General features: G+C 60.7%; 17 protein-coding genes. 8 read left to right on the forward strand and 9 right to left on the reverse strand.

Features of this window, described 5'->3' with window-relative positions:
- The 4 genes from AB4N92_RS26500 (at window position 1) to AB4N92_RS26515 (ending at window position 4,917) form a co-directional block, all read left to right on the forward strand.
- A complete protein-coding gene (locus tag AB4N92_RS26500) occupies window positions 1-1,623 on the forward strand; it encodes an ArnT family glycosyltransferase (RefSeq protein ID WP_010210416.1) in 1,623 nt (540 codons plus the stop codon).
- Window positions 1,624-1,806: 183 nt separating this feature from the next.
- Complete coding sequence (locus AB4N92_RS26505; RefSeq protein ID WP_236267232.1) at window positions 1,807-2,517, forward strand: HPP family protein; 711 nt, start codon at window positions 1,807-1,809, stop codon at window positions 2,515-2,517.
- Window positions 2,518-2,658: 141 nt separating this feature from the next.
- A complete protein-coding gene (locus AB4N92_RS26510; RefSeq protein ID WP_236267233.1) occupies window positions 2,659-3,762 on the forward strand; it encodes an enoyl-CoA hydratase/isomerase family protein in 1,104 nt (367 codons plus the stop codon).
- Between the two features lie 3 nt (window positions 3,763-3,765).
- Window positions 3,766-4,917 (forward strand): acyl-CoA dehydrogenase family protein, encoded by a 1,152-nt coding sequence (locus tag AB4N92_RS26515; protein ID WP_236267234.1) that lies wholly within the window; start codon window positions 3,766-3,768, stop codon window positions 4,915-4,917.
- A gap of 61 nt (window positions 4,918-4,978) precedes the next feature.
- Here the strand turns inward: AB4N92_RS26515 and AB4N92_RS26520 are convergent, their stop codons facing one another.
- Genes AB4N92_RS26520 through AB4N92_RS26535 form a run of 4 tightly spaced genes read right to left on the reverse strand, consistent with a single transcriptional unit; the run spans window position 4,979 to window position 8,865 of the window.
- The gene (locus tag AB4N92_RS26520; RefSeq protein ID WP_010210412.1) at window positions 4,979-5,752 is read right to left on the reverse strand and encodes an enoyl-CoA hydratase; all 774 of its coding nucleotides are present in this window, start codon (window positions 5,750-5,752) and stop codon (window positions 4,979-4,981) included.
- An 11-nt stretch (window positions 5,753-5,763) separates the two neighbouring features.
- On the reverse strand, window positions 5,764-6,891 hold the full coding sequence (locus AB4N92_RS26525; RefSeq protein WP_021493134.1) for an acyl-CoA dehydrogenase: 1,128 nt from the start codon (window positions 6,889-6,891) through the stop codon (window positions 5,764-5,766).
- Between the two features lie 9 nt (window positions 6,892-6,900).
- Entirely contained in the window at window positions 6,901-8,085 is a 1,185-nt protein-coding gene (locus AB4N92_RS26530) for an acetyl-CoA C-acyltransferase (RefSeq protein WP_236267235.1), read from the reverse strand.
- Between the two features lie 12 nt (window positions 8,086-8,097).
- Complete coding sequence (locus AB4N92_RS26535) at window positions 8,098-8,865, reverse strand: SDR family NAD(P)-dependent oxidoreductase (protein ID WP_010210408.1); 768 nt, start codon at window positions 8,863-8,865, stop codon at window positions 8,098-8,100.
- Window positions 8,866-9,065: 200 nt separating this feature from the next.
- Between AB4N92_RS26535 and AB4N92_RS26540 the strand changes: the two genes are divergently transcribed.
- The 4 genes from AB4N92_RS26540 to AB4N92_RS26555 all read left to right on the forward strand — a co-directional run bounded on the left by AB4N92_RS26540 (window position 9,066) and on the right by AB4N92_RS26555 (window position 14,402).
- Window positions 9,066-9,959, forward strand: coding sequence for a bestrophin family protein (locus AB4N92_RS26540; protein ID WP_010210406.1), 894 nt, complete (start codon window positions 9,066-9,068; stop codon window positions 9,957-9,959).
- Between the two features lie 70 nt (window positions 9,960-10,029).
- The gene (locus AB4N92_RS26545; RefSeq protein WP_021493132.1) at window positions 10,030-11,088 is read left to right on the forward strand and encodes a tetratricopeptide repeat protein; all 1,059 of its coding nucleotides are present in this window, start codon (window positions 10,030-10,032) and stop codon (window positions 11,086-11,088) included.
- 144 nt (window positions 11,089-11,232) lie between these two features.
- Window positions 11,233-12,732: an ATPase domain-containing protein gene (locus tag AB4N92_RS26550; protein WP_047541994.1), complete on the forward strand. Its 1,500-nt coding sequence runs from the start codon at window positions 11,233-11,235 to the stop codon at window positions 12,730-12,732.
- A complete protein-coding gene (locus AB4N92_RS26555; RefSeq protein ID WP_183703999.1) occupies window positions 12,732-14,402 on the forward strand; it encodes an ATP-binding protein in 1,671 nt (556 codons plus the stop codon). The genes AB4N92_RS26550 and AB4N92_RS26555 overlap by 1 nt, the downstream gene beginning before the upstream one ends.
- A gap of 277 nt (window positions 14,403-14,679) precedes the next feature.
- On the opposite strand, the gene AB4N92_RS26560 is transcribed toward AB4N92_RS26555, so the two are convergent.
- From AB4N92_RS26560 to AB4N92_RS26580, 5 genes are all read right to left on the reverse strand, one after another.
- Window positions 14,680-15,057 carry a response regulator gene (locus AB4N92_RS26560; protein ID WP_003217591.1) on the reverse strand — a complete coding sequence of 126 codons (378 nt, stop codon included), beginning with the start codon at window positions 15,055-15,057 and terminating at the stop codon, window positions 14,680-14,682.
- Window positions 15,058-15,135: 78 nt separating this feature from the next.
- Window positions 15,136-16,329 (reverse strand): hybrid sensor histidine kinase/response regulator, encoded by a 1,194-nt coding sequence (locus tag AB4N92_RS26565; protein ID WP_198832016.1) that lies wholly within the window; start codon window positions 16,327-16,329, stop codon window positions 15,136-15,138.
- Entirely contained in the window at window positions 16,323-16,928 is a 606-nt protein-coding gene (locus AB4N92_RS26570; protein ID WP_010210400.1) for a chemotaxis protein CheB, read from the reverse strand. The genes AB4N92_RS26565 and AB4N92_RS26570 overlap by 7 nt, the downstream gene beginning before the upstream one ends.
- Window positions 16,925-17,755: a CheR family methyltransferase gene (locus tag AB4N92_RS26575; RefSeq protein WP_010210399.1), complete on the reverse strand. Its 831-nt coding sequence runs from the start codon at window positions 17,753-17,755 to the stop codon at window positions 16,925-16,927. Before AB4N92_RS26575 ends, AB4N92_RS26570 begins: the two co-directional genes overlap by 4 nt.
- Window positions 17,756-21,259: a response regulator gene (locus AB4N92_RS26580; RefSeq protein ID WP_021493129.1), complete on the reverse strand. Its 3,504-nt coding sequence runs from the start codon at window positions 21,257-21,259 to the stop codon at window positions 17,756-17,758.
- Window positions 21,260-21,304 lie beyond the last annotated feature (45 nt).

A 21,304-nucleotide genomic window follows, 5' to 3' on the forward strand; every position in this document is an offset into this window, starting at 1 on the left:
GTGAACACTGCCCAACCGTCCCTGTTAAGCCCCGCGATCCGCCGTCAATCCCTCGGCTTGGGATTGCTGGCGTTGCTGCTGTTCATCGCCGGCAACTGGCATCAGGCAATCATCGGCTTCGACTCACGCTTCGTGCTGTTTGCCCAGGAGATGCTGCGTCATGGGCCCGGTTTCTTTCCGACCACCTATGGCCAGCCTTACGCGGATTACCTGGCTACCTCGACGTTGATGACGTGGCTGGTGTCTTTGCCGTTTGGCGAGGTCACCCGCTTTACCGCCTGGCTGCCTACGGCCATTGCCTCGGCGTTGATCGTCACCCTGGTGTATCGCCTGACGGCCCCTTACTCCCAGCGCTGGGGACTGTTGAGCATTGCGATGCTGTTGCTGAGCAGCAGCTTCATCAGCGAAACCCGCGCGGTGTCCCTCGACCAGATGTTGGCCGCAATCGCCCTGGCGGTGTTCTATCTGGGGTACGCCCACGACCACTTCGGTGCAGGTAAGCGCCTGCATTGGCTGTACCTGCTGCTGATTGTCGGCTTTGCAGTGCGTGGGCCGATTGGGCTGGTCGTTCCCACTGGCGTGTTGTGCAGCTATTACCTGATCAACCGCCAATGGCGCCCACTGTTCAGCTTCGGATTGCTTGCGCTGGCGTTGCTGGTGGCCTGTGTCGGCTTGCTGTTGTTGATGGCCAAGCTGAGTGGCGGCGAGCGCTTCATGCAGGACGTGATTCGCATGCAGTTCCTCGGGCGCATGGATGGCAGCGAAGGTTCCAGCGGCGTGCTGTATTACTTCACCAGTTCCCTGGGCAACTATGCCCTGGCGTATCCGATGGCCGTGCTTGTGCTGCTGGCCATGGTGATCAGCGGACGCCGGGCGCCGGGGCCGGCCTTGCAGTTGGTGTGGTACTGCGCTGCCGCAGGCTTGCTGGTGATGCTGGGCTTGTCGATCCCACAGGCGAAAAAGGCGCGGTATGTACTGCCGATGTTGCCCATGGCGGCGATGATTGCGGCGTATCCGTTCCAAGTGGCGCACGGGCGGTTGTTTGCCTGGTTGCGTGGGTTGATGCTGGGCATCTGGACGTTGTTGCCGACGCTGTTGATCGCCGGATTGCTCTTCGCGCGGCCGCGCTACCCGGAACATTTGAGTCATTTGGGCTGGGTGTACGGCGTGCTTGGGGGGCTGCAGGGAGTGGCGCTGCTGGCGCTGTTCAAGTCGCAACTGCGACAGGTCGGACCGGCTTTTGCCGCGGTACTGGCGGTATGGGCCACTTATATCCTGGTGGTCGAACCGCTGGAACGCAGTGTCTATGACACACGCACCTTTACCCTGCAGGTGCATGAACAGGTGATGCAGCAGCGTGCTCCCGTGGTGTTGCACGGCCTGGGCAAAGACGCCAAGGCGATCAAATACATGGTCAACCTCGACTGCGACCAAGTACCGTTATTCACTCAGCAAGCGGCCGAGCTGAAGCCCATCCAGGCGCCAGCCTGGCTGGTGATGAGTCAAGCGGATTACGAAGGCTTGCAGGACCCGCGCTTTCGCAGCATCACGCCCACCCTGGTCGGTGAGTTTGACCGCAACCCTTACGTACTGCTGCACTTGGCCAAACCGCCGCAACCTTAAAGACTGCGCCGGCCTTCAATTCATTATTTTTGCACTCAACCTGCATCAATATGCATTGGCGCGGTTCTTCCAAGGTGGGCACACTGCACGGGTTCCTTCCCCCAAATGTTGGAACCTTCAAAGGGCTTTTCCGGGCAACCAGACAAGCCTTTTTTTTGCCCGCTGTTTATGGACCCCCTTTCAATGTTCGCTCGCTGGTTCCCCGCTGCTATCAACACCCGCCCCACTGAATGGAGCCGTGCCGCCATCGGCATGGCCTTGGGCACCCTCCTCAGCGTCTGGCTGTGTGCCCAAGTGTTTGGCATGAAGGTGGCGTTGCACCTGCTCGGCCCCCTCGGCGCCTCGGCGGTGTTGTTGTTCGCCGTGTCGTCCGGTGCACTGGCGCAACCCTGGTCGATCATTGGCAGCTACCTGTGCGCGGGCGTGATTGCGTTGCTGGTGGCCCGCGTCCTGGGTCCCTCCCTGGGCGGCGCCTGCCTGGCGGCCGGCATGACGGTGGTGCTGATGTGCTGGCTGCGTTGCCTGCATCCGCCAGCCGGCGGATTGGCGATGACACTGGTGTTGGCGGACCCGGCTTCAGCCGCCCTGGGCTGGTATGAATTGGGCGCCGTGCTGCTCGGTGCCGGCGCCTTGCTGGCCTGCGCGCTGGTTTACAACAACGCGACACGCACGCGCTACCCAAAAGGCGCCGTTGAAACACCCGCGCCTATCTTGGGCAACCCCAAGGCCGCTCGAGACCCAACGATTACTGCCGACGATCTGAAGCTGGCGCTGTCCGAAATGGAACAATTCTACGATGTAGAGCCCACTGAACTGGAAGCGTTGATCCACGCCGCAGAAACCCACGCCCGACGCCGCAGCATCGGTGAGGTACTGGCCAGTCGGGTGCCGTGAGGCACTCATCCATTCACTGCATAAATGCAAAAACAACCTGCATGATTGACGGTTGTACTGGGCAAATTTGCACTGGTACGATCGCGAGATGGTTCGTCCGCGAACATCTTGATAAAGAACAATAAAAGCAGGGAGTTATCGATGACTGCTCAGGTTTCATCCGAGGCAAGCCACGCAGAAACACTTCAGGACGAAGTCCTCGCCGAGGTCCGTAACCATATCGGCAACCTCACCCTCAATCGCCCCGCCGGCTTGAACGCCATTACCCTGAACATGGTGCGCAGGCTGGCGTCCCAGCTAAAAGTCTGGGCCGATGACCCGCAGGTGTACGCCGTGGTCCTGCGCGGCGCCGGTGAAAAAGCCTTCTGTGCCGGCGGCGACATCCGTTCGCTTTACGACAGCTTCAAGAATGGCGACACCCTGCACCAGGACTTCTTCGTCGAGGAATACGCACTGGACCTGGCCATCCACCATTACCGCAAACCGGTCCTGGCACTCATGGACGGGTTTGTCCTGGGGGGCGGCATGGGCCTGGTGCAAGGCGCCGACTTGCGCGTCGTTACCGAGCGCAGCCGCCTGGCAATGCCGGAAGTGGCCATCGGTTACTTTCCTGATGTGGGCGGCAGCTACTTCCTGCCGCGTATTCCGGGTGAGCTGGGGATTTACCTGGGGGTTACCGGGGTGCAGATCCGTGCGGCCGATGCGCTCTACTGCGGGCTGGCGGATTGGTATCTTGAGAGCAGCAAGCTTGCCGACCTGGACAATAAGCTTGACCGCCTGCAATGGCACGACTCGCCACTCAAGGACCTGCAAGGTGTGCTCGCCAAACTGGCGGTGCAGCAACTCCCCGACGCGCCCCTGGCCGTCTTGCGCCCCGCCATTGACCACTTCTTCGCGTTGCCGGATGTGCCGAGCATTGTTGAACAACTGCAACAAGTCACCGTGGCCGACAGCCACGAATGGGCCCTGACCACCGCCCACCTGATGCAGACCCGCTCACCCCTGGCCATGGCCGTCACCCTTGAAATGCTACGCCGCGGGCGTCGCCTGCCCCTTGAGCAATGTTTTGCCCTGGAGCTGCACCTGGACCGCCAATGGTTCGAACGCGGCGACCTGATCGAGGGCGTGCGTGCGCTGATCATCGACAAGGACAAGGCCCCGCGCTGGAACCCACCGACTCTGCACGGACTGGCCCTCAGCCATGTAGAAAGCTTCTTTCATAACTTCAAGAAGGTTGCGAACTAAGTCATGCAAGATATTGAATATACTGAAGAACAGGTGATGATCCGCGACATGGCACGCGACTTTGCCCGTGGTGAAATCGCGCCCTACGCCCAAGCCTGGGAAAAAGCTGGCTGGATCGACGATGCCCTGGTCGCCAAGATGGGCGAACTGGGCCTGCTGGGCATGGTAGTGCCGGAAAAATGGGGCGGCACCTATGTCGATTACGTCGCCTACGCCCTCGCCGTGGAAGAGATCTCCGCTGGCGACGGCGCCACCGGTGCGCTGATGAGTATCCATAATTCAGTGGGTTGCGGGCCAATCCTCAATTACGGCACAGAGTCGCAGAAGCAGACTTGGCTGGCTGACCTCGCCAGCGGCCAAGCGATTGGCTGCTTTTGCCTGACCGAGCCCCAGGCCGGTTCCGAAGCCCACAACCTGCGCACCCGAGCAGAACTGCGCGACGGTCACTGGGTGATCACAGGCGCCAAGCAATTCGTCAGCAATGGCAAGCGCGCCAAAGTGGCGATCGTGTTTGCCATCACCGACCCTGAACTGGGCAAGAAAGGCATCTCGGCGTTCCTGGTACCCACCGCAACACCCGGCTTCGTGGTGGACCGCACCGAACACAAAATGGGCATTCGCGCTTCTGACACCTGCGCGGTCACCCTCAACCAATGCACAGTGCCCGAAGCCAACCTGCTGGGTGAGCGTGGCAAAGGCCTGGCGATCGCCCTGTCCAACCTGGAAGGCGGACGCATCGGCATTGCCGCCCAGGCGCTGGGAATCGCCCGGGCGGCGTTTGAGGCGGCGTTGGCTTACGCCCGTGATCGCGTGCAGTTCGACAAAGCAATCATCGAGCACCAGAGCGTGGCCAACCTGTTGGCCGACATGCAAACCCAGCTCAATGCCGCCCGCTTGCTGATCCTGCACGCTGCGCGACTGCGCAGTGCCGGCAAACCGTGCCTGTCGGAAGCCTCCCAGGCCAAGCTGTTTGCCTCGGAAATGGCGGAGAAAGTCTGCTCGTCAGCCATGCAGATTCATGGCGGCTATGGGTATTTGGAGGATTATCCGGTGGAGCGTTACTACCGGGATGCGCGGATCACGCAGATTTACGAGGGGACCAGCGAGATTCAGCGGATGGTGATTGCCAGGGAACTCAAGCACTACCAACTGTAAACCCGACTTGTAGGAGCCGGCTTACCGGCTCCTACAGGTTTGTGGCAGGTGGGAGACCGGGTTATCTGTCTTTAAAGTCCGGTGCTCGCTTGGCCACAAACGCCGCCATGCCTTCCTTCTGATCCTGCGTTGCAAATGCTGCATGGAACACCCGGCGCTCAAACCGCACGCCTTCCGACAGGCTCACTTCAAACGCGCGGTTCACGCTTTCCTTGACCATCATGCTGATAGGCACTGACTTGCCAGCAATCAAAGTGGCGACTTTCAGCGCCTCTTCCAACAGCTCATCCGCCGGCACGATGCGCGCGACAATCCCGCAGCGTTCGGCTTCCACCGCGTCGATAAAACGCCCGGTCAGGCACATTTCCATGGCCTTGGCCTTGCCCACCGCGCGGGTCAGGCGCTGGGTGCCACCCATGCCCGGCAGTACGCCCAGGTTGATTTCCGGCTGACCGAACTTGGCGCCATCGCCTGCCAGGATGAAGTCGCACATCAACGCCAGCTCACAGCCCCCGCCCAAGGCAAAACCGTTCACCGCGGCAATGATCGGCTTACGGCGGTTGGCGACGCGGTCGCTGTCGCTGAACAGGTCGTCAAGATAGATCTGTGGGTAGGTCAGCTCGGCCATTTCCTTGATATCGGCACCGGCGGCGAAGGCCTTCCTGGAACCGGTCAGCACAATGCAGCCGATTTGCGGGTCGGCTTCCAGGCCATCCAGCGCCTGGTTCAATTCACTGACCAGCTGCGCGTTCAGGGCGTTCAAGGCTTGCGGGCGATTGAGGGTAATCAGCCCAACGCGGCCTTGGACTTCGAGCAAAATGGTTTCGTAACTCATGTATCGGCTCCTTAGAGGTTGCGTGAGATGACCATGCGCTGGATATCGCTGGTGCCTTCGTAAATCTGGCAGACCCGCACGTCGCGGTAGATCCGCTCCAGCGGGAAGTCGCTCAGGTAACCGTAACCGCCCAGGGTTTGCAAGGCGGCCGAACAGACTTTCTCGGCCATTTCCGAGGCGAACAGCTTGGCCATCGAGGCTTCCACCAGGGCCGGCTTGCCGCTGTCACGCAGCGCGGCCGCGTAATGCACCATCTGCCGGGCGACCGCAATTTGCGTGGCCATGTCCGCCAGGCGGAAGGCCACGGCCTGATGTTCAATGATCGGCTTGCCGAAGCTTTCACGCTCGCGGGCATAGTCGCGGGCCGCTTCAAAGGCGGCGCGGGCCATGCCCACCGCTTGCGAGGCGATGCCGACGCGGCCGCCCTCAAGGTTGGCCAGGGCAATCTTGTAGCCTTCGCCCTCTTCCCCTAGGCGGTTGGCGACCGGCACCTTTACGTCCTCGAACAGGATCTGGCAGGTGTCGGACGCATGCTGCCCGAGCTTGTCTTCGACCCGTGCCACGCTGTAGCCCGGCGAATCGGTCGGCACGATAAACGCGCTGATCCCCCGTTTGCCCGCCGCCGGGTCAGTCACGGCGAACACAATCACCACCCCGGCGTTCTGCCCGGAGGTGATGAACTGTTTGCAGCCATTCAGTACGTAATGGTCACCTTCCAGACGCGCACGGGTTTTCAAACTACTGGCGTCGGAACCTGCCTGGGGTTCGGTGAGCGCAAAGGCGCCGAGCATAGCGCCGCTGGCCAGGGGCTTGAGGAACTGCTCTTTCTGCTGGTCGTTACCGAACTTCAGGATCGGCACGCAACCGACCGAGTTGTGCACGCTCATAATGGTGGAGCAGGCGCCGTCACCCGCAGCGATTTCTTCCAGGGCCATGGCGTAGGCCAGGTAGCCGGTGTCGCAACCGCCCCACTGTTCCGGCACCAGCATGCCGAAGAAACCCAGCTCGGCCATTTCACCGATGGCTTCCTTGGGAAAGCGGTGCTCGCGGTCCCATTCGGCGGCAAAGGGTTTCAGGCGTTCCTGGGCAAATTGCCGGGCCGCGTCGCTGATTTGCAGTTGTTCTTCATTGGGCAACATGGTCAGTCCTTAGTACAGGCATTCGACGGCCATGGCCGTGGCTTCACCACCGCCGATGCAAATGGCTGCAACGCCACGCTTGAGGCCGTTCTGTCGCAAGGCCGAGAGCAGCGTCACCAGGATCCGCGCACCCGATGCACCGATCGGATGCCCCAGGGCACAGGCGCCGCCGTGGATATTGACCTTGGCGTGGGGGATGTCCAGCTTGCTCATGGTCACCAGGCTGACCACGGCAAAGGCTTCGTTGATCTCGAACAGATCGACGTCACCCACGTTCCAGCCGGTCTTGGTCATCAACTTGCGGATAGCGCCCACCGGCGCCACCGGGAATAATCCCGGTTCATCAGCAAACGCTGCGTGCCCATGAATCACGGCCAAGGGCTTGAGGCCGCACTTCTGGGCCTCGGACTGGCGCATCAGCAGCAAGGCTGCCGCACCATCGGAAATCGAACTGGCGTTGGCCGCCGTCACTGTGCCGCCGTCGCGGAACGCCGGCTTCAGGCTGCTGATCTTGTCCAGCTTGGCCTTGGGGGGCTGTTCGTCATGCAGGATGGTTTTCTGCTCTTTGCCTACGGTGACCTGCACCGGGACTATCTCGGCGGCAAAGTTGCCATGGGAGATCGCCTCTTGCGCACGGGTCAGGGACGCGATGGCAAACGCGTCCTGGGCCTCGCGGGTGAAGCCGTTGTGCAGCGCGCAGTCCTCGGCAAAGGTGCCCATCAGGCGGCCCTTGTCGTAGGCGTCTTCCAAACCGTCAAGGAACATGTGGTCGAGCACCTTGCCGTGCCCCATGCGGTAGCCGCTGCGGGCGCGGTCCAGCAGGTACGGTGCGTTGGACATGCTTTCCATGCCACCGGCAATGACCACATCAACGCTGCCGGCCAGCAGCGAATCATGCGCCAGGATCGCGGCTTCCATGCCCGAGCCGCACATCTTGTTGAGGGTGGTGCAGCGCGTGGCCTTGTCCAGGCCCGCGCCCAACGCCGCCTGGCGTGCGGGTGCCTGGCCGAGGCCAGCGGGCAGTACGCAGCCGAACAGCACTTCATCCACGGCATCGGTGGCGATACCGGCACGCTCGACCGCCGCACGAATGGCGGCGGAACCCAGCTGCGGCGCAGTCAAGCCCTTGAGATCACCCTGAAACCCGCCCATGGGCGTGCGTACGGCGCTGACAATAACGATGGGGTCGGTCATGGGAACTCCTCCTTATTTGGCCGCCATGCGCAAAGCACCGTCGAGACGGATCACCTCGCCATTGAGCATGCTGTTCTCGATGATGTGCCGCACCAGCGCGGCGTATTCGGCGGGTTTGCCCAGGCGTGGCGGAAACGGCACGCCCGCAGCCAGGGACTCGCGCACTTGCTCCGTCATGCCGGCCATCATCGGCGTTTCAAAGATCCCGGGGGCGATGGTCATGACGCGGATACCAAACCGCGCCAGTTCTCGCGCGGCAGGCAATGTGAGGCTGGCGATGGCGCCCTTGGACGCAGCATACGCCGCCTGGCCGATCTGCCCGTCAAACGCGGCGACGGAGGCGGTATTGATGATCACACCGCGCTCGCCGTCGGCATTCGCCTCGGTTTCGGCAATGGCGGCGGCCGCCAGGCGTAACAGGTTGAAGCTGCCGATCAGGTTGACGTTGATCACTTGGGCGAAGCTGGCCAGCCCGTGGGGGCCGTCCTTGCCGAGGATTTTCTCGCCACGCACCACACCGGCGCAGTTCACCAGCCCATGCAACCCGCCAAACGCCGCAACTGTGGCCTGCACGGCGGCTTCGGCGGCCGCTTCCTGGCTGATGTCCGCCACGGCGCTGCGTGCATTCTCACCCAGCTGCTGGGCCTTGGCCGCCACCGCATCGGCGTTGAGGTCCACCAGCATCACCTTGGCACCTGCCGCTACCAACATTTCAGCAGTGGCCGCGCCGAGGCCCGAGGCACCGCCACTGACCAGGAAGATCTTGTTTTCAATCTGCATTGTTATTCTCTTTAACAGTCCGAATCGTCGAAATAGTCGCCCCAGAGCGCCACTGCGGCAATGGTCAAAGCCCTCAACCTGCCTGACTGGTTTGGCCAGTCATCGACCCCGCCGATCAGCCCGTCAGCTCAATCGATTGGACGGGCGCAGTGCGTGCTTCTAACCTGATGGGCTGCACCGACACAGAAGCCCGCCCCTGAATGATAGTCCGACCCAAACCCAACCTCCTGGGCATCCTGTTTTCCCTCAAGGGGTCAATAGCCAAGCGCATCGCCTTGCGCAGCCTGTTAGTCACCTTGCTGGCCTCGGTGATCGTGCTGGTGGAAACCCTGCATCCGGCGTATTTCTCCAAGGTCAATGCCACGCCATTCACCTTGCTCGGGCTGTCGCTGTCGATTTTCATGAGCTTTCGCAACAACGCCTGCTATGACCGCTGGTGGGAGGGTCGCAAGCAGCTGGGGCAGATGATCATCGATGTGCGCTCGTTGATCCGCGAAACCCAAGTGCTGCGGGATCCGGCCGAACGTGCGGGTTTGCTGCGAAGCGTGTGCGGCTTCGCCCATGGCCTGGTTGCACGGCTGCGGCATGAAGATGAAGCCCAGGCCATTAAGCCGTGGAGCCAGTTCCAGGCCAACCATCCCAACCTGCCCGACAACCTGCTGCAACAGGTCGGCGCACGGTTTAGCGCATTGGCTGAACAAGGCGTGATCAGCGAATGGCGCTACACACAGTTGGAGGCGCGCCTGGTCAGCCTCAGCCAGGTGCAGGCGTCCTGCGAGCGGATCAAGAGCACGCCGCTGCCCTTTCCCTATACCTTGTTGCTGCATCGCACTATTTACCTGTTCTGCATCCTGCTGCCGTTTGCCATGGCCGAGCCGTTGGGTTGGTTGACGCCAGTGTTCACTGCCATCGTCAGCTACACGTTTTTCGGCCTCGATGAAATCGGTGATGACCTGGAGGACCCATTCGGCTTTGACGAAAACGATCTGCCCTGCAATGCCCTCCTGCGCACGCTGGAGCGCGAAGTATTGGCCGCCCTTGGTGAAACCGATCTGCCACTGCCTTTGGAACCGGTGGAATACGTGTTGACCTGATGCGGGTTTGACACCTGCCGTGGTCTGACCGAAGCTGACGGCTTTGCTGCCCACGCTTTCGGACGCCTGCATGTCAAAGTCACGCCGTTACTCCATCGTCGGCCTGTGCGCCCTGCTGTTGATTGTGCTGATCACTTGGTATTTCTCCCGTGCCACCCCGGTGGCCGTACCGCCCACCATTGCCCATGGTTACTCCAAGGCCCTGAAACAGGCGCGTAATGGCGAACCTGGCGCAGCGCGCGTGTTGTACCAACAACTGGGCCGGCCGGACCTGTCCCCCGAGCGTCGTGCTGCGTTGCATGCAGAACTGCCCAACTACCCCAGCCCCCAGGCCCTGAAGCTGGCGGACAAAGACCTGGCCAGCGAGTCGCCCCTGGTGCGCGAGGCGGCCATTCACAGCATTGTCGGCCTGGTGCCGACCGGCCAGCGCACGTTGTTGCTCGGGCCGGTGCTCGACGACCCCGAACAAGCAGTTCGATTTGCTGCCGCCAATGCCTTGCTGGGCCTGTCACCTGATACGCTGGGTCTGTACTTCGGGCCATTGCAGCAGGTCCTCGATGAGTTCGTGAAAAAGCTCAAGGCTCAGCCCGAAACGGCCGAAGGTTGGATTCAACTGGCGCGCCTGTACATCCACAGCGCTCTGTTGCCGGAAGCGCAAAATGCACTGGAGCAGGCTATGCGCTTGCAACCGGACAACTTGCAAGCCGTTGTGGCGCAGATAGAGTTACTGGATAAACAAGGCAAGACCGACGAGTCCCGCCAGTTATTGGCACGCCAATTGGCGGCGCACCCTGAGTCGGCCTACCTGCAGCACGCCTTGGGCATGTGGCTGTTGCACCACGGCGAGAGGCCCTATGCCCTGCTCGGTCTGTCTAAAGCCGTAGAGTTGGAACCGGACAATCAGGATTATCGCTACGACCTCGCCACCACCCTGCATGCCCAGCAGGAACTGGAGGCGGCCCAGCGGCAACTGGAAGAAGTCGTCCAGCGTCACCCTGCCAATCGCAAGGCACGGGTGCTGCTGATCAATTACTGGAAGGAAAGCGGCCAGTTGCAGAACGTCCAGGTTCTGCTCGCACAGCTTGAGCAACAGAATCCGGATGATCCCGCGCTGCAACAAGGTCTGTAGGTTCAGGTTAAACACGTGTAAACCCAGGCCCTTGTTGCACAAATTCTACGAAACGTTGAACCGCCAGAAGCCACTACGGTCAAGTGAATATGGCGCACGCCGAGCCGGCGCGCGCCTCTATTTGAACGTGACCGAGGGCACTCCTTGTCTACATCCAACGAGCTGTTGAGTGAAAAAGCCGCTACCGGCATCGAAGGTCTTGACGACATTCTTGCCGGCGGCCTGTCGCGCAGCCACCTGTTCCTGCTGGAAGGCGAACCGGGTACCGGTAAGACTACCGTTGCGCTACATTTTTTGCAGGCCGGCGCGAAAAACGGTGAGACCTCGTTATATATCACCCTGTCCGAGACCGAGCGTGAGTTGCGCCAGGGCGCCACGTCCCATGGTTGGGACCTCGATGACAATATTCATATCTTCGAACTGACCCCGCCGGAGAGTCTGCTCAACGCCGAGCACCAGCAGAGCTTGCTGTATTCCTCCGACCTGGAACTGGGCGAAGCGACGCGACAGATTTTCGAGGTGGTGGAACGGGTCAAGCCAACCCGCGTGGTCGTCGACAGCCTCTCCGAGATCCGTCTGTTGGCGCAAAGCTCCTTGCGCTACCGCCGGCAGATCCTGGCAATCAAACACTACTTCGTGCGTTATGACGCGACTGTCTTGCTGCTCGACGACCTGACCACCGAGTCTCTCGATAAAACCGTGCACAGCGTCGCCCATGGCGTGATCCGCCTGGAGGAACTGACCCCCAACTACGGCGCTGAACGCCGCCGCGTGCGCGTGGTGAAGTACCGTGGCCAGAAATACCGGGGTGGCTTCCATGACTTCACCATCATGCAGGGCGGTTTGCATGTGTTCCCGCGCCTGGTGGCCGCCGAACACCGTGGCGGCTACAACCGCCAGACCCTCACCAGCGGCATCCGCGAGTTGGATGCGTTGCTGGGCGGCGGGATCGAGACCGGCTCCAGCAGCCTGATCCTGGGGCCTGCGGGTACTGGCAAATCGCTTATCTCGATGATCTTCGCCGCTGCCGCCGTGGCGCGGGGCGAGAAGGCCGCGCTGTTTATCTTTGATGAAGAGTTGGGCCTATTGTTCGAGCGCATGAAAAACATGGGCATCGACCTTGCCGCCTTACAGGCCACCGGTAATTTGTTCATTGAACAAGTAGACGCCGCCGAACTGACCCCCGGTGAGTTTTCGCACCGTGTACGTCGTTGCGTGGACGAACGGGGCATCAAGACCGTGGTGATCGACAGCATTAACGGTTACCAGGCGGCAATGCCGGAAGAAAACGCGCTGATCCTGCATATGCACGAGTTGTTGCTGTACCTCAATCGCCGAGGCGCTGCCACCTTCATGACGGTGGCCCAACACGGGCTGGTGGGCGATATGCAGGCACCCGTGGACATTACCTACCTGGCCGACACCGTGATCCTTTTGCGCTATTTCGAAGCCATTGGCGAAGTGCGCCGCGCCATTTCGATCATCAAGAAACGCACCGGCACCCATGAGTCGACGATTCGCGAATACCGCATCGGCAGTCGCGGCATGACGGTCGGTGAGCCGCTGAACAACTTTCAAGGGGTTTTACGCGGTATTCCAACTTACATGGGTGCCGGTTCTCCCCTGCTCAAGGATGAGGGCTAGTGACGGTCCTTTCTCCTCTCTCCGAACGCGCGATCATCCTCGCGCCCTTGGGGCGTGACGGCGCGTTGGCACTGATGATGCTCAACGAGGCCGGCTACAGCGGTATCGTCGCCACCGACTTGAACAGCCTGTGCGAGGCGTTGGCACAAGGCAGCGGCTTGTTGATCATTGCTGCCGAAGCCTTGCGCGGCGTTGACCTGGCACCGTTGCTCGACTACCTGCATCGACAACCGGCCTGGTCGGACCTGCCCATCGTCCTCATGACCCATCACGGCGGCAGCGAGCAGAATGGCTCGAGCCACCTGAGCCGGCTACTGGGCAACGTGACATTCCTGGAACGTCCGTTCCATCCGGTGACGCTGATCAGCCTGGTCAGCACTGCATTGCGCGGCCGGCGAAGACAATACGAAGCGCGCGATCGCCTGATCGACCTGAGCGAAAGCGAGTTGCGCCTGCAACGTACCTTGGAAACCCTCGAACAACAGGTAGAGGAACGTACAGCGCAACTGCGCCACAACGAAGAAGCGTTGCGCCAATCTCAAAAGATGGAAGCGGTCGGGCAGTTGACCGGCGGCATTGCTCACGACTTCAACAACATGCTCACGGGCATCATCGGCAGCCTGGAGTTGCTGCGCAGGCGCGTGTCCCGAGGCAAGCTCGACGACCTCGACAGCCTGATCGACCTGGGTGTCACCTCCGCCAATCGTGCAGCAGGGCTCACCCATCGCTTGCTGGCGTTTTCCCGCCGGCAATCGTTGGACTCAAAACCCGTGGAGATCAACCAACTGGTGGTTTCCATGGGCGAACTGCTGCAACGCAGCATCAATGAAAGCATCAAGCTGGATATGCGCCTGACCGGTGAGTTGTGGACCGCCGAAGCCGACCCCAACCAACTGGAAAGTGCCCTGCTCAACCTGGTGATCAATGCGCGAGACGCCATGCCGGGCGGTGGCCAATTGCTGGTGGAAACCAGCAACCGCCATCTGGACAACGTATTCACTGCCGCCTATGGCACGTTGACGCCGGGCGACTACGTGGAACTGAGCGTCAGCGACACCGGCTGCGGTATCCCCGAGAACGTGATGGGCCGGGTGTTCGATCCGTTCTTTACTACCAAGCCGATTGGCCAGGGCACGGGGTTGGGGTTGTCGATGATCTACGGTTTTGCCCGCCAGTCGCGCGGACACGTCACCCTCCACAGTGAAGTGGGCAAAGGCACCACCGTCAGCCTGTTTTTGCCGCGATTTATCGGCGAAATCACCGCAAACCTGCCGGCTGACCCGACGCTGCCGCCGTTTGCCAATGCCGGCGAAACCGTGCTGATTGTCGAGGACGACCCCGCAGTGCGTGTGCTGGTGAGTGCGGTGCTCAAGGAACTGGGCTATGCCTTCGTTGAGGCCAGTGACGCCGACACGGCGGTGCCGATCATCGAGTCGGACCAGCGTATCGACCTGATGATCAGCGATGTCGGCCTGCCCGGTATGAACGGCCGCCAGTTGGCGGAAATCGGCCGGCAGATCCGTCCGGACCTCAAGGTGCTATTCATTACAGGGTATGCCGAACACGCGGCGGTGCGGGGCGGGTTCCTGGACCCGGGAATGCAGTTGATCACCAAGCCGTTTACCTTCGATTTGCTTACGGCGAAGGTGCGGGAAATGATCCGAGCGTGATTACCCGATGCCGAAGACAGCAGCAGTGTCCGCTGTGGGCGGTGGCGCCAAGCAACGCGAGTTTACCGAGGGTAACGCCCACTGGGTTGTCCTAAATGACAGTGGCGCTGATAAGGCAGACGCTGACCTTTCAGCGTACGACGATTTAACGTGATCAATACGGAGAGGGTGTTCGCATTGGAACGGAATCGACCCACCGGGCGCCGCTGTTCGACGCGTATGTAAATGGCGTCGGCGGCGCGTTCAACGCGGTTAATCAGATTGCCACAAGGACGTGTCACGCCAACAAGCGTTGTATGTGTTCCTGCAACGTATCCAGGTCAAACGGCTTGGCCAAGATAGGCGCGTTGCGCGTGATGGGGCTGTTGCAGTCGAGGATTTCCTGCGGGTAACCGCTGATGAAAATCACCTTCAATTCCGGTCGCAGCTTGATCGCGGGCTCAGCGATCTGCACGCCGGAAATCCCGCCCGGCAAACGGTAGTCCGTCACCATCAAATCCAAGTGCGGCTTGGTCGCTAGAATTTCAAAGGCCTGCTCCCCATCGATCGCCTTCAACACCCGATAGCCCAGGCCCGCCAGGTATTCACCCAGCACAAACATAATGGATTCGTCGTCCTCGACGATCAGTACGACATCTTGTGCATCTTCACTCATGGGAAGCCTTAGTCCGGTCAGTTGCTGCAATTACGACCATGGGGTCACGCAGAGGTTGCGTTGAGGTGACGATTGAATTCATGCCGAGGCCTGCAACGGCAGGCATACCCGGAACAAGGCGCCCTCGCCTATCTGGCTCTCGACCTCGATGGTGCCACCATGGGCTGCAACGATCTGCTCGGAAATAAACAGCCCAAGGCCCAGGCCCGCCGCCACTTGGTTGGCGGACACACGCTCGAACTGTTGGAAAATACGCTTCTGGTTTTCTGCGCTGATGCCAATCCCATGGTCGCGCACCTCTACCCGGGCTTCGCCATGTTCGCTGTACACGCGCACCTCGACCGGGCTTTTTGCGCCGTAACGCAGCGCGTTGGTCAGTAGGTTGGTCACCACCTGCTCGATGCGGAATTCGTCCCAATGGCCCTCTACCGGGCCGTCGGCAACCAATGCCATGGACGAGTCAGCCGCTGCGACCTGAGGCGCGAAGTTCTCCACCAGGTTGCTGACAAGCTGGGCCAGGTCGAAACGCGCTGGGCGTATCGATAATTTTCCGGTGCGGATGCGCGACACATCGAGCATGTCTTCGATCAGGCGGATCAGGCTCTGGATCTGGCGTTCATCGCGGTCGACCATGGCGTGCATCTTGTCCAGGGTGAACGCGGCGGCGTTGTCCCGGGCCAGGTGCATCTTGCGCAGCTGGGTCTCCAGGATCAGGCCGTTGAGGGGAGTACGCACTTCGTGGGCGACGATTGACATGAAGTCGTCACGCATGCGCACGGCTTGTTCAAGCTCCGCCTGAGTGGCTTGCAGGCGTGTCAGCAACAACTCCTGCTCACGACGGCTGCGCTCCAGGGCCTCGACCTGGAGTTTCATCGCCTTGCTTTGGCGGTACAGGTCGACAAACACGTTGACCTTGCTCTTCACCGCATGAATATCCAGCGGCTTGTGCAGGAAATCCACGGCACCGCTTTCATAACCTTTGAACGCGTAATTGAGTTCACGGCCGGCTGCGCTGACAAACACAATCGGGATGTTCTTGGTCTTTTCGGTTCCGCGCATCAGTTCGGCCAACTCGAAACCGTTCATGCCGGGCATTTGCACATCGAGAATCGCCATGGCGAACTCATGCTCCAGCAACAGGGACAAGGCCTCGTCTGCGCTCAATGCCTTGAATACCTGGCGGTCCTCGCGCTTGATCAGCGCTTCCAGGGCCAGCAGGTTTTCCGGCAGATCGTCGACGATCAGCAGTTTGGCCTGGACAGTACTTAACATGGGGAATATTCCAGGGAAGCCAGCAATGAGCCAATGCGGCTCAGCGTCAGAATGTGGTCGGGTGTGTGCAGCGCCAGGGCTGCGCGAGGCATGACGGCAACGCGTGCTTCAGTGGGGTCTTGCACCACTGTAGTTCCGCCGTGTTGCTTCACGTGGGCCAAGCCGCGGGCGCCGTCATGGTTGGCGCCGGTCAACAAAATGGCGAGCAAGCCCTTGCCATAGGCATCGGCGGCGGATTCGAAGAGGTAATCAATCGCCGGCCGTGAGTGGTGCACGCGGTCTTCCTGGCTCAAGGACAAACTGCGGTCATGCTCCACCGACAGGTGATAGCCGGGGCCGGCAAAATACAGGGTGCCCGGCTTGATCACTTCCTTGTCGCGGGCTTCGACCACGGGCATGGCCACGCGGCGGTCGAACACCTCAGCCAATTGACTGCGACGCTCGTCCGGCAAGTGCAATACGGTGATGATCGGCAAGCCGAAATCGGCAGGCAGCTCGGCGAATATCGTCAGCAACGCCTCCACGCCACCGGCGGATGCGCCGATGACGATCGCTTCTATGCCCCGGACCGATGCCGGGCTGGCAGCCGCTTGATTCATAGTTTCCGGTAGATCCGTTCCTGTTTGACCAAGGGTTCGAACTGTTTGCCGTACACGGAGAAATCCAGCGTCTCCTTGCTGCCCAGCACCAGGAAACCGCGATGGCACAGCGACTCATGGAACAATCCAAACGCGCGATCCTGCAACTTTTTATTGAAATAAATCAGTACGTTGCGGCACGAAATTAATTGGGTTTCTGAGAATACACTATCGGTTGCCAGGCTGTGGTCGGCAAACGTGACATTCTCCCGCAGCGTCTTATCGAAGATCGCGTAATCGTAGGCCGCGGTGTAGTAGTCGGCAAATGAACGTTGACCGCCGGCCTGTTGATAGTTGGCGGTGTAGGCGCGTACGTTCTCCAGGGAAAAGATGCCCTGCTTGGCTTTATCCAGCGACGCCGGGTTGATGTCGGTGGCGTAAATGATCGTGCGTTCCAGCAAGCCTTCTTCGCGCAGCAGGATGGCCATCGAGTACACCTCCTCGCCCGTGCTGCAGCCGGCGATCCAGATCTTGATCGACGGGTAGGTCTTGAGCAGCGGCACCACTTCCTGGCGGATCGCCAGGAAGTGCGTCGGGTCGCGAAACATTTCGCTTACCGGAATCGTCAGGAACTGCAACAACTGCATGAACGCCGCCGGGTCGTGCAGCACGCGCTCCTGCAAAGCGGAAATGGTCGCACAATCAAACTGGCGCAGCGCGTGAGCCACGCGGCGCTTCACCGACGCCCCGGAGTAATCGCGGAAGTCGTAGCTGTACTTGAGGTAAATCGCCTCAATCAACAGGCGCAGCTCAATATCGCTGCTTTTTTCCAAAAAAGTTCGCTCCACTTAAATGCGTTCCATCTTCGGTAGCCATACGCGAATCAGTGAGAACAGACGGTCCAGATCGATCGGCTTGGCCAGGTAGTCATTGGAACCTGCTGCCAGGCAGCGCTCCTGATCGTCCTTCATGGCCTTGGCCGTCACCGCGATGATCGGCAGTTTTTTCCAGCGCGGGTCCTGGCGGATCAAGGCTGTGGCCTCGTAACCATCCATTTCCGGCATCATCACGTCCATCAGCACCAGGTCGATGTCCTCGACTTCATTGAGTTTGTCGATGGCTTCACGGCCGTTACGCCCGATCACCACCACGGCGCCTTTGTGCTCCAGGGCGCTGGTCAGGGCGAAGATGTTGCGCACATCGTCGTCCACCAGCAGGATCTTGCGCCCCTCGAAGACCTTGTCACGGCTGCGCGCGGTCTTGAGCATCTTTTGGCGGTCATGAGACAGCTGGGATTCGACTTTGTGCAGAAAGAGTGTGACCTCATCCAGCAGGCGCTCTGGCGAGCGGGCGCCCTTGATGATGATCGAGCGCGAATACTTGCGCAGTTCCGCTTCTTCATCGCGGGTCAGGTTGCGCCCGGTGTAGACGATCACCGGCGGGAATGAGCAGATGTCCTCGGTCGCCATACGCTTGAGCAGCTCGTTACCGAGCATGTCCGGCAGCTTGAGGTCGATGATCATGCAGTCGTAGATATGGGTGCGCAGCAGGTCCAGGGCGGCCTGGGCGTACCCGACGTCAGTGATCTCGATGTCATCGTCGCCGATCAGGCGGGCAATGCTGTCGCGTTGCAGGTCGTCATCCTCCACCAGCAGCACGCGCTTGACCTTCTGGGTGAGCTTGGCTTCCAGGCGCGCGAACACGTCCTTGAGCTCTTCGCGGGTGGTGGGTTTGACGGCATACCCAATGGCGCCCATGTGCATGGCGGCTTCTACGCGGTCTTCCACGGAAATCACGTGCACCGGGATATGGCGGGTGTTGGCGTGTTCCTTGAGACGTTGCAGCACAGTCAGCCCGGAATGGTCAGGCAGGCGCATGTCCAGCAGGATCGCGTCGGGAATGTACTCTTCGGCCAGGCTGTAGCCTTCGTCGGCGCCATGCGCCACCAGGCAGTTGTAGCCCAGCTCGTGGGCCAGGTCGAAGAGGATACGCGCGAAGTTTGGCTCATCCTCCACCACCAGGATGCAGCGCGTGGCGAACGGGGCCTTGTCGCGGTCGTCGGCGAAACGCGGGATCTGGCTAACATCGGCTACCGGCAACGCGGACACCTTCACAGGGGTCGGAACCGGAGCGGGCGCCACCACCACTTGGCGGGGCTGCTCGATCGGCGCGGCGTCTTCTTCGCGTTCTACGTACTGCTCCGGCACTACCAGGGTGAAGACACTGCCCTTGCCTGGTTCGCTGCTCACGCTGATATAGCCACCCAGCAGGGTCGCCAGGTCGCGGGAGATCGACAGGCCCAGGCCGGTGCCGCCATAGCGGCGGTTGGTGGTGCCGTCCGCCTGGCGGAAGGCTTCGAAGATGCTTTCCTGCTGGTCCGGCGCAATGCCGATGCCGGAGTCGCGTACCGTGAAGGCAATGCCCTCCCCCGGCGCGCGGGACACTGACAGGCTGACCTCACCCTGTTCAGTGAACTTGATCGCGTTGGACAGCAGGTTCTTGAGGATCTGTTCCAGGCGCTGGCGGTCGGTGAACAGCATGGTCGGCGAACCTTCCTGCACGTCCACCTGGAACCCCAGCTTGCGATCGGCCGCCAACGGTTCAAACATTCCCCGCAGGCCGTCCACCAAGCGTGCCACGCTGGCGTTTTCCGGGAGCACTTCGAGCTTGCCGGCTTCGACCTTGGAAATATCGAGGATGTCATTGATCAGGTTGAGCAGGTCATTGCCGGCGGAATAGATCGACTCGGCGAACTTGACCTGTTCGGCGCTGAGGTTTTCCTGGGGGTTCTCCGCCAGCAATTTGGCCAGGATCAGCGAGCTGTTCAGCGGCGTGCGCAGTTCATGGGACATGTTGGCCAGGAATTCGGACTTGTACTTGCTGGAGCGCTCCAGTTCTTCGGCGCGGTCTTCCAGCTCAAGTTGAGCCTTGTTCAGCTCAACGTTCTTGCGGTCCATGGCGTCGCGTTGTTCGGCCAGGGTTTCGGTCTGCTCGGCGAGTTGCTCGTTGGTCTGCTCCAATTCAGCCTGCTGGGTTTCCAGGTGGGCCTGGGATTCCTTGAGGATGCGGGACTGTTCTTCCAGCTCTTCGTTGGCGGTCTTGAGCTCTTCCTGTTGCACTTGCAGCTCTTCGTTGAGCTGCTGGGTCTCGGCCAGCACTTCCTGCAGGCGCTGGCGATAGCGCGCGGCCTCGATGGAGGTGCCGATATTCCCGGCGATCAGTTCCAGCAGCTCGACGTCACGCTCTTCCAGGGGGCGCAGGAAGCCCAGCTCGACCACGCCGTTGACGCGGTCATCGTCGCTGGTCGGCATCACCAGCACGCTGCGGGTCGAACCTTCGCCCAGGCCGGAGCTGACTTTGAAGTAGTCCACCGGCACGTCGTCCAGGCGAATCAGGCGGTCCAGCTGGGCTGCCTGCCCTACGATGCCTTCGTCGCTATAGATCGACTGTTCCTTTTGCTCCTGCTCTCGGGAGAAGCCATAGGTGGCGATACGCTTGAGGCCACCATGCTCTTCACGTACATACAGCGCCGCGACAGCCGAGCCCATGTACTGGGCAAAGAATTGCAGGATATTGCGGCCGAGCATGTTCAATGTGAGTTGGCCGAGCACTTGTTCGGCCAGTTCAGTCTGGCCATTACGCAGCCAGGCCTGTCGCTCAAGGCGGCGTGCTATCTTCTGTTGTGACGCGAGGTTTGCGCTGTAACTGTCTGATAATGAAACTAAATTCTTCCGACCGATATACGCCAGGAAACCACTTAGGCCCAGCACAAATACCAGATACAGAGTGACGCTGATCACGGTAGTGCGAGTGACTTCTTCATTGCGGGAGATGCGGAACTGCTGCTCCATCGCCACCGCGTCATCGTATTCCTTGCGGATCTCGTCGGTCAGGCGCTTGCCACGGCCGGCCTTGACTGCGCTGCGGTAGTCACCGCTCTCGCGCTGCATATCAATCATCGACTGGGCGTATTTGTTCCACTCGTATTGCAGGGCTTCGAGGCGCTTGAGGCGGTCCACCTGCTGCGGATTGTCCGCCACCAGCTCCTGCAGGTTGCGCAGGTCCGCAATGATGCGCGGCTTGGCGACTTCATAAGGGTCAAGGAAATGCTCGTCGCCGGTGATCAGGAAACCGCGCATGCCGGTCTCCAGGTCGACCGTCAGCTTGGACGACTCATTGAGGTTATTGATGACCCGGTCGGTGTGCTCCACCCACTGGATCACCGACAACAGATAGGTGATCAAGACGACGAAAAACACCGCGCTGAGCACGCCCACACCCAAGGGCAGTGCCACGTTTCGGCTGAGGAGGGTACGAAAGCTCTGTTCATCGACGGACGACGCGGGAGTCATGGGCATGCCTTGGCCAAATACGGAAAAACCGGGAGTTTGCCCCAA

The sequence above is a fragment of the Pseudomonas sp. S3_A09 genome (assembly GCF_054668065.1).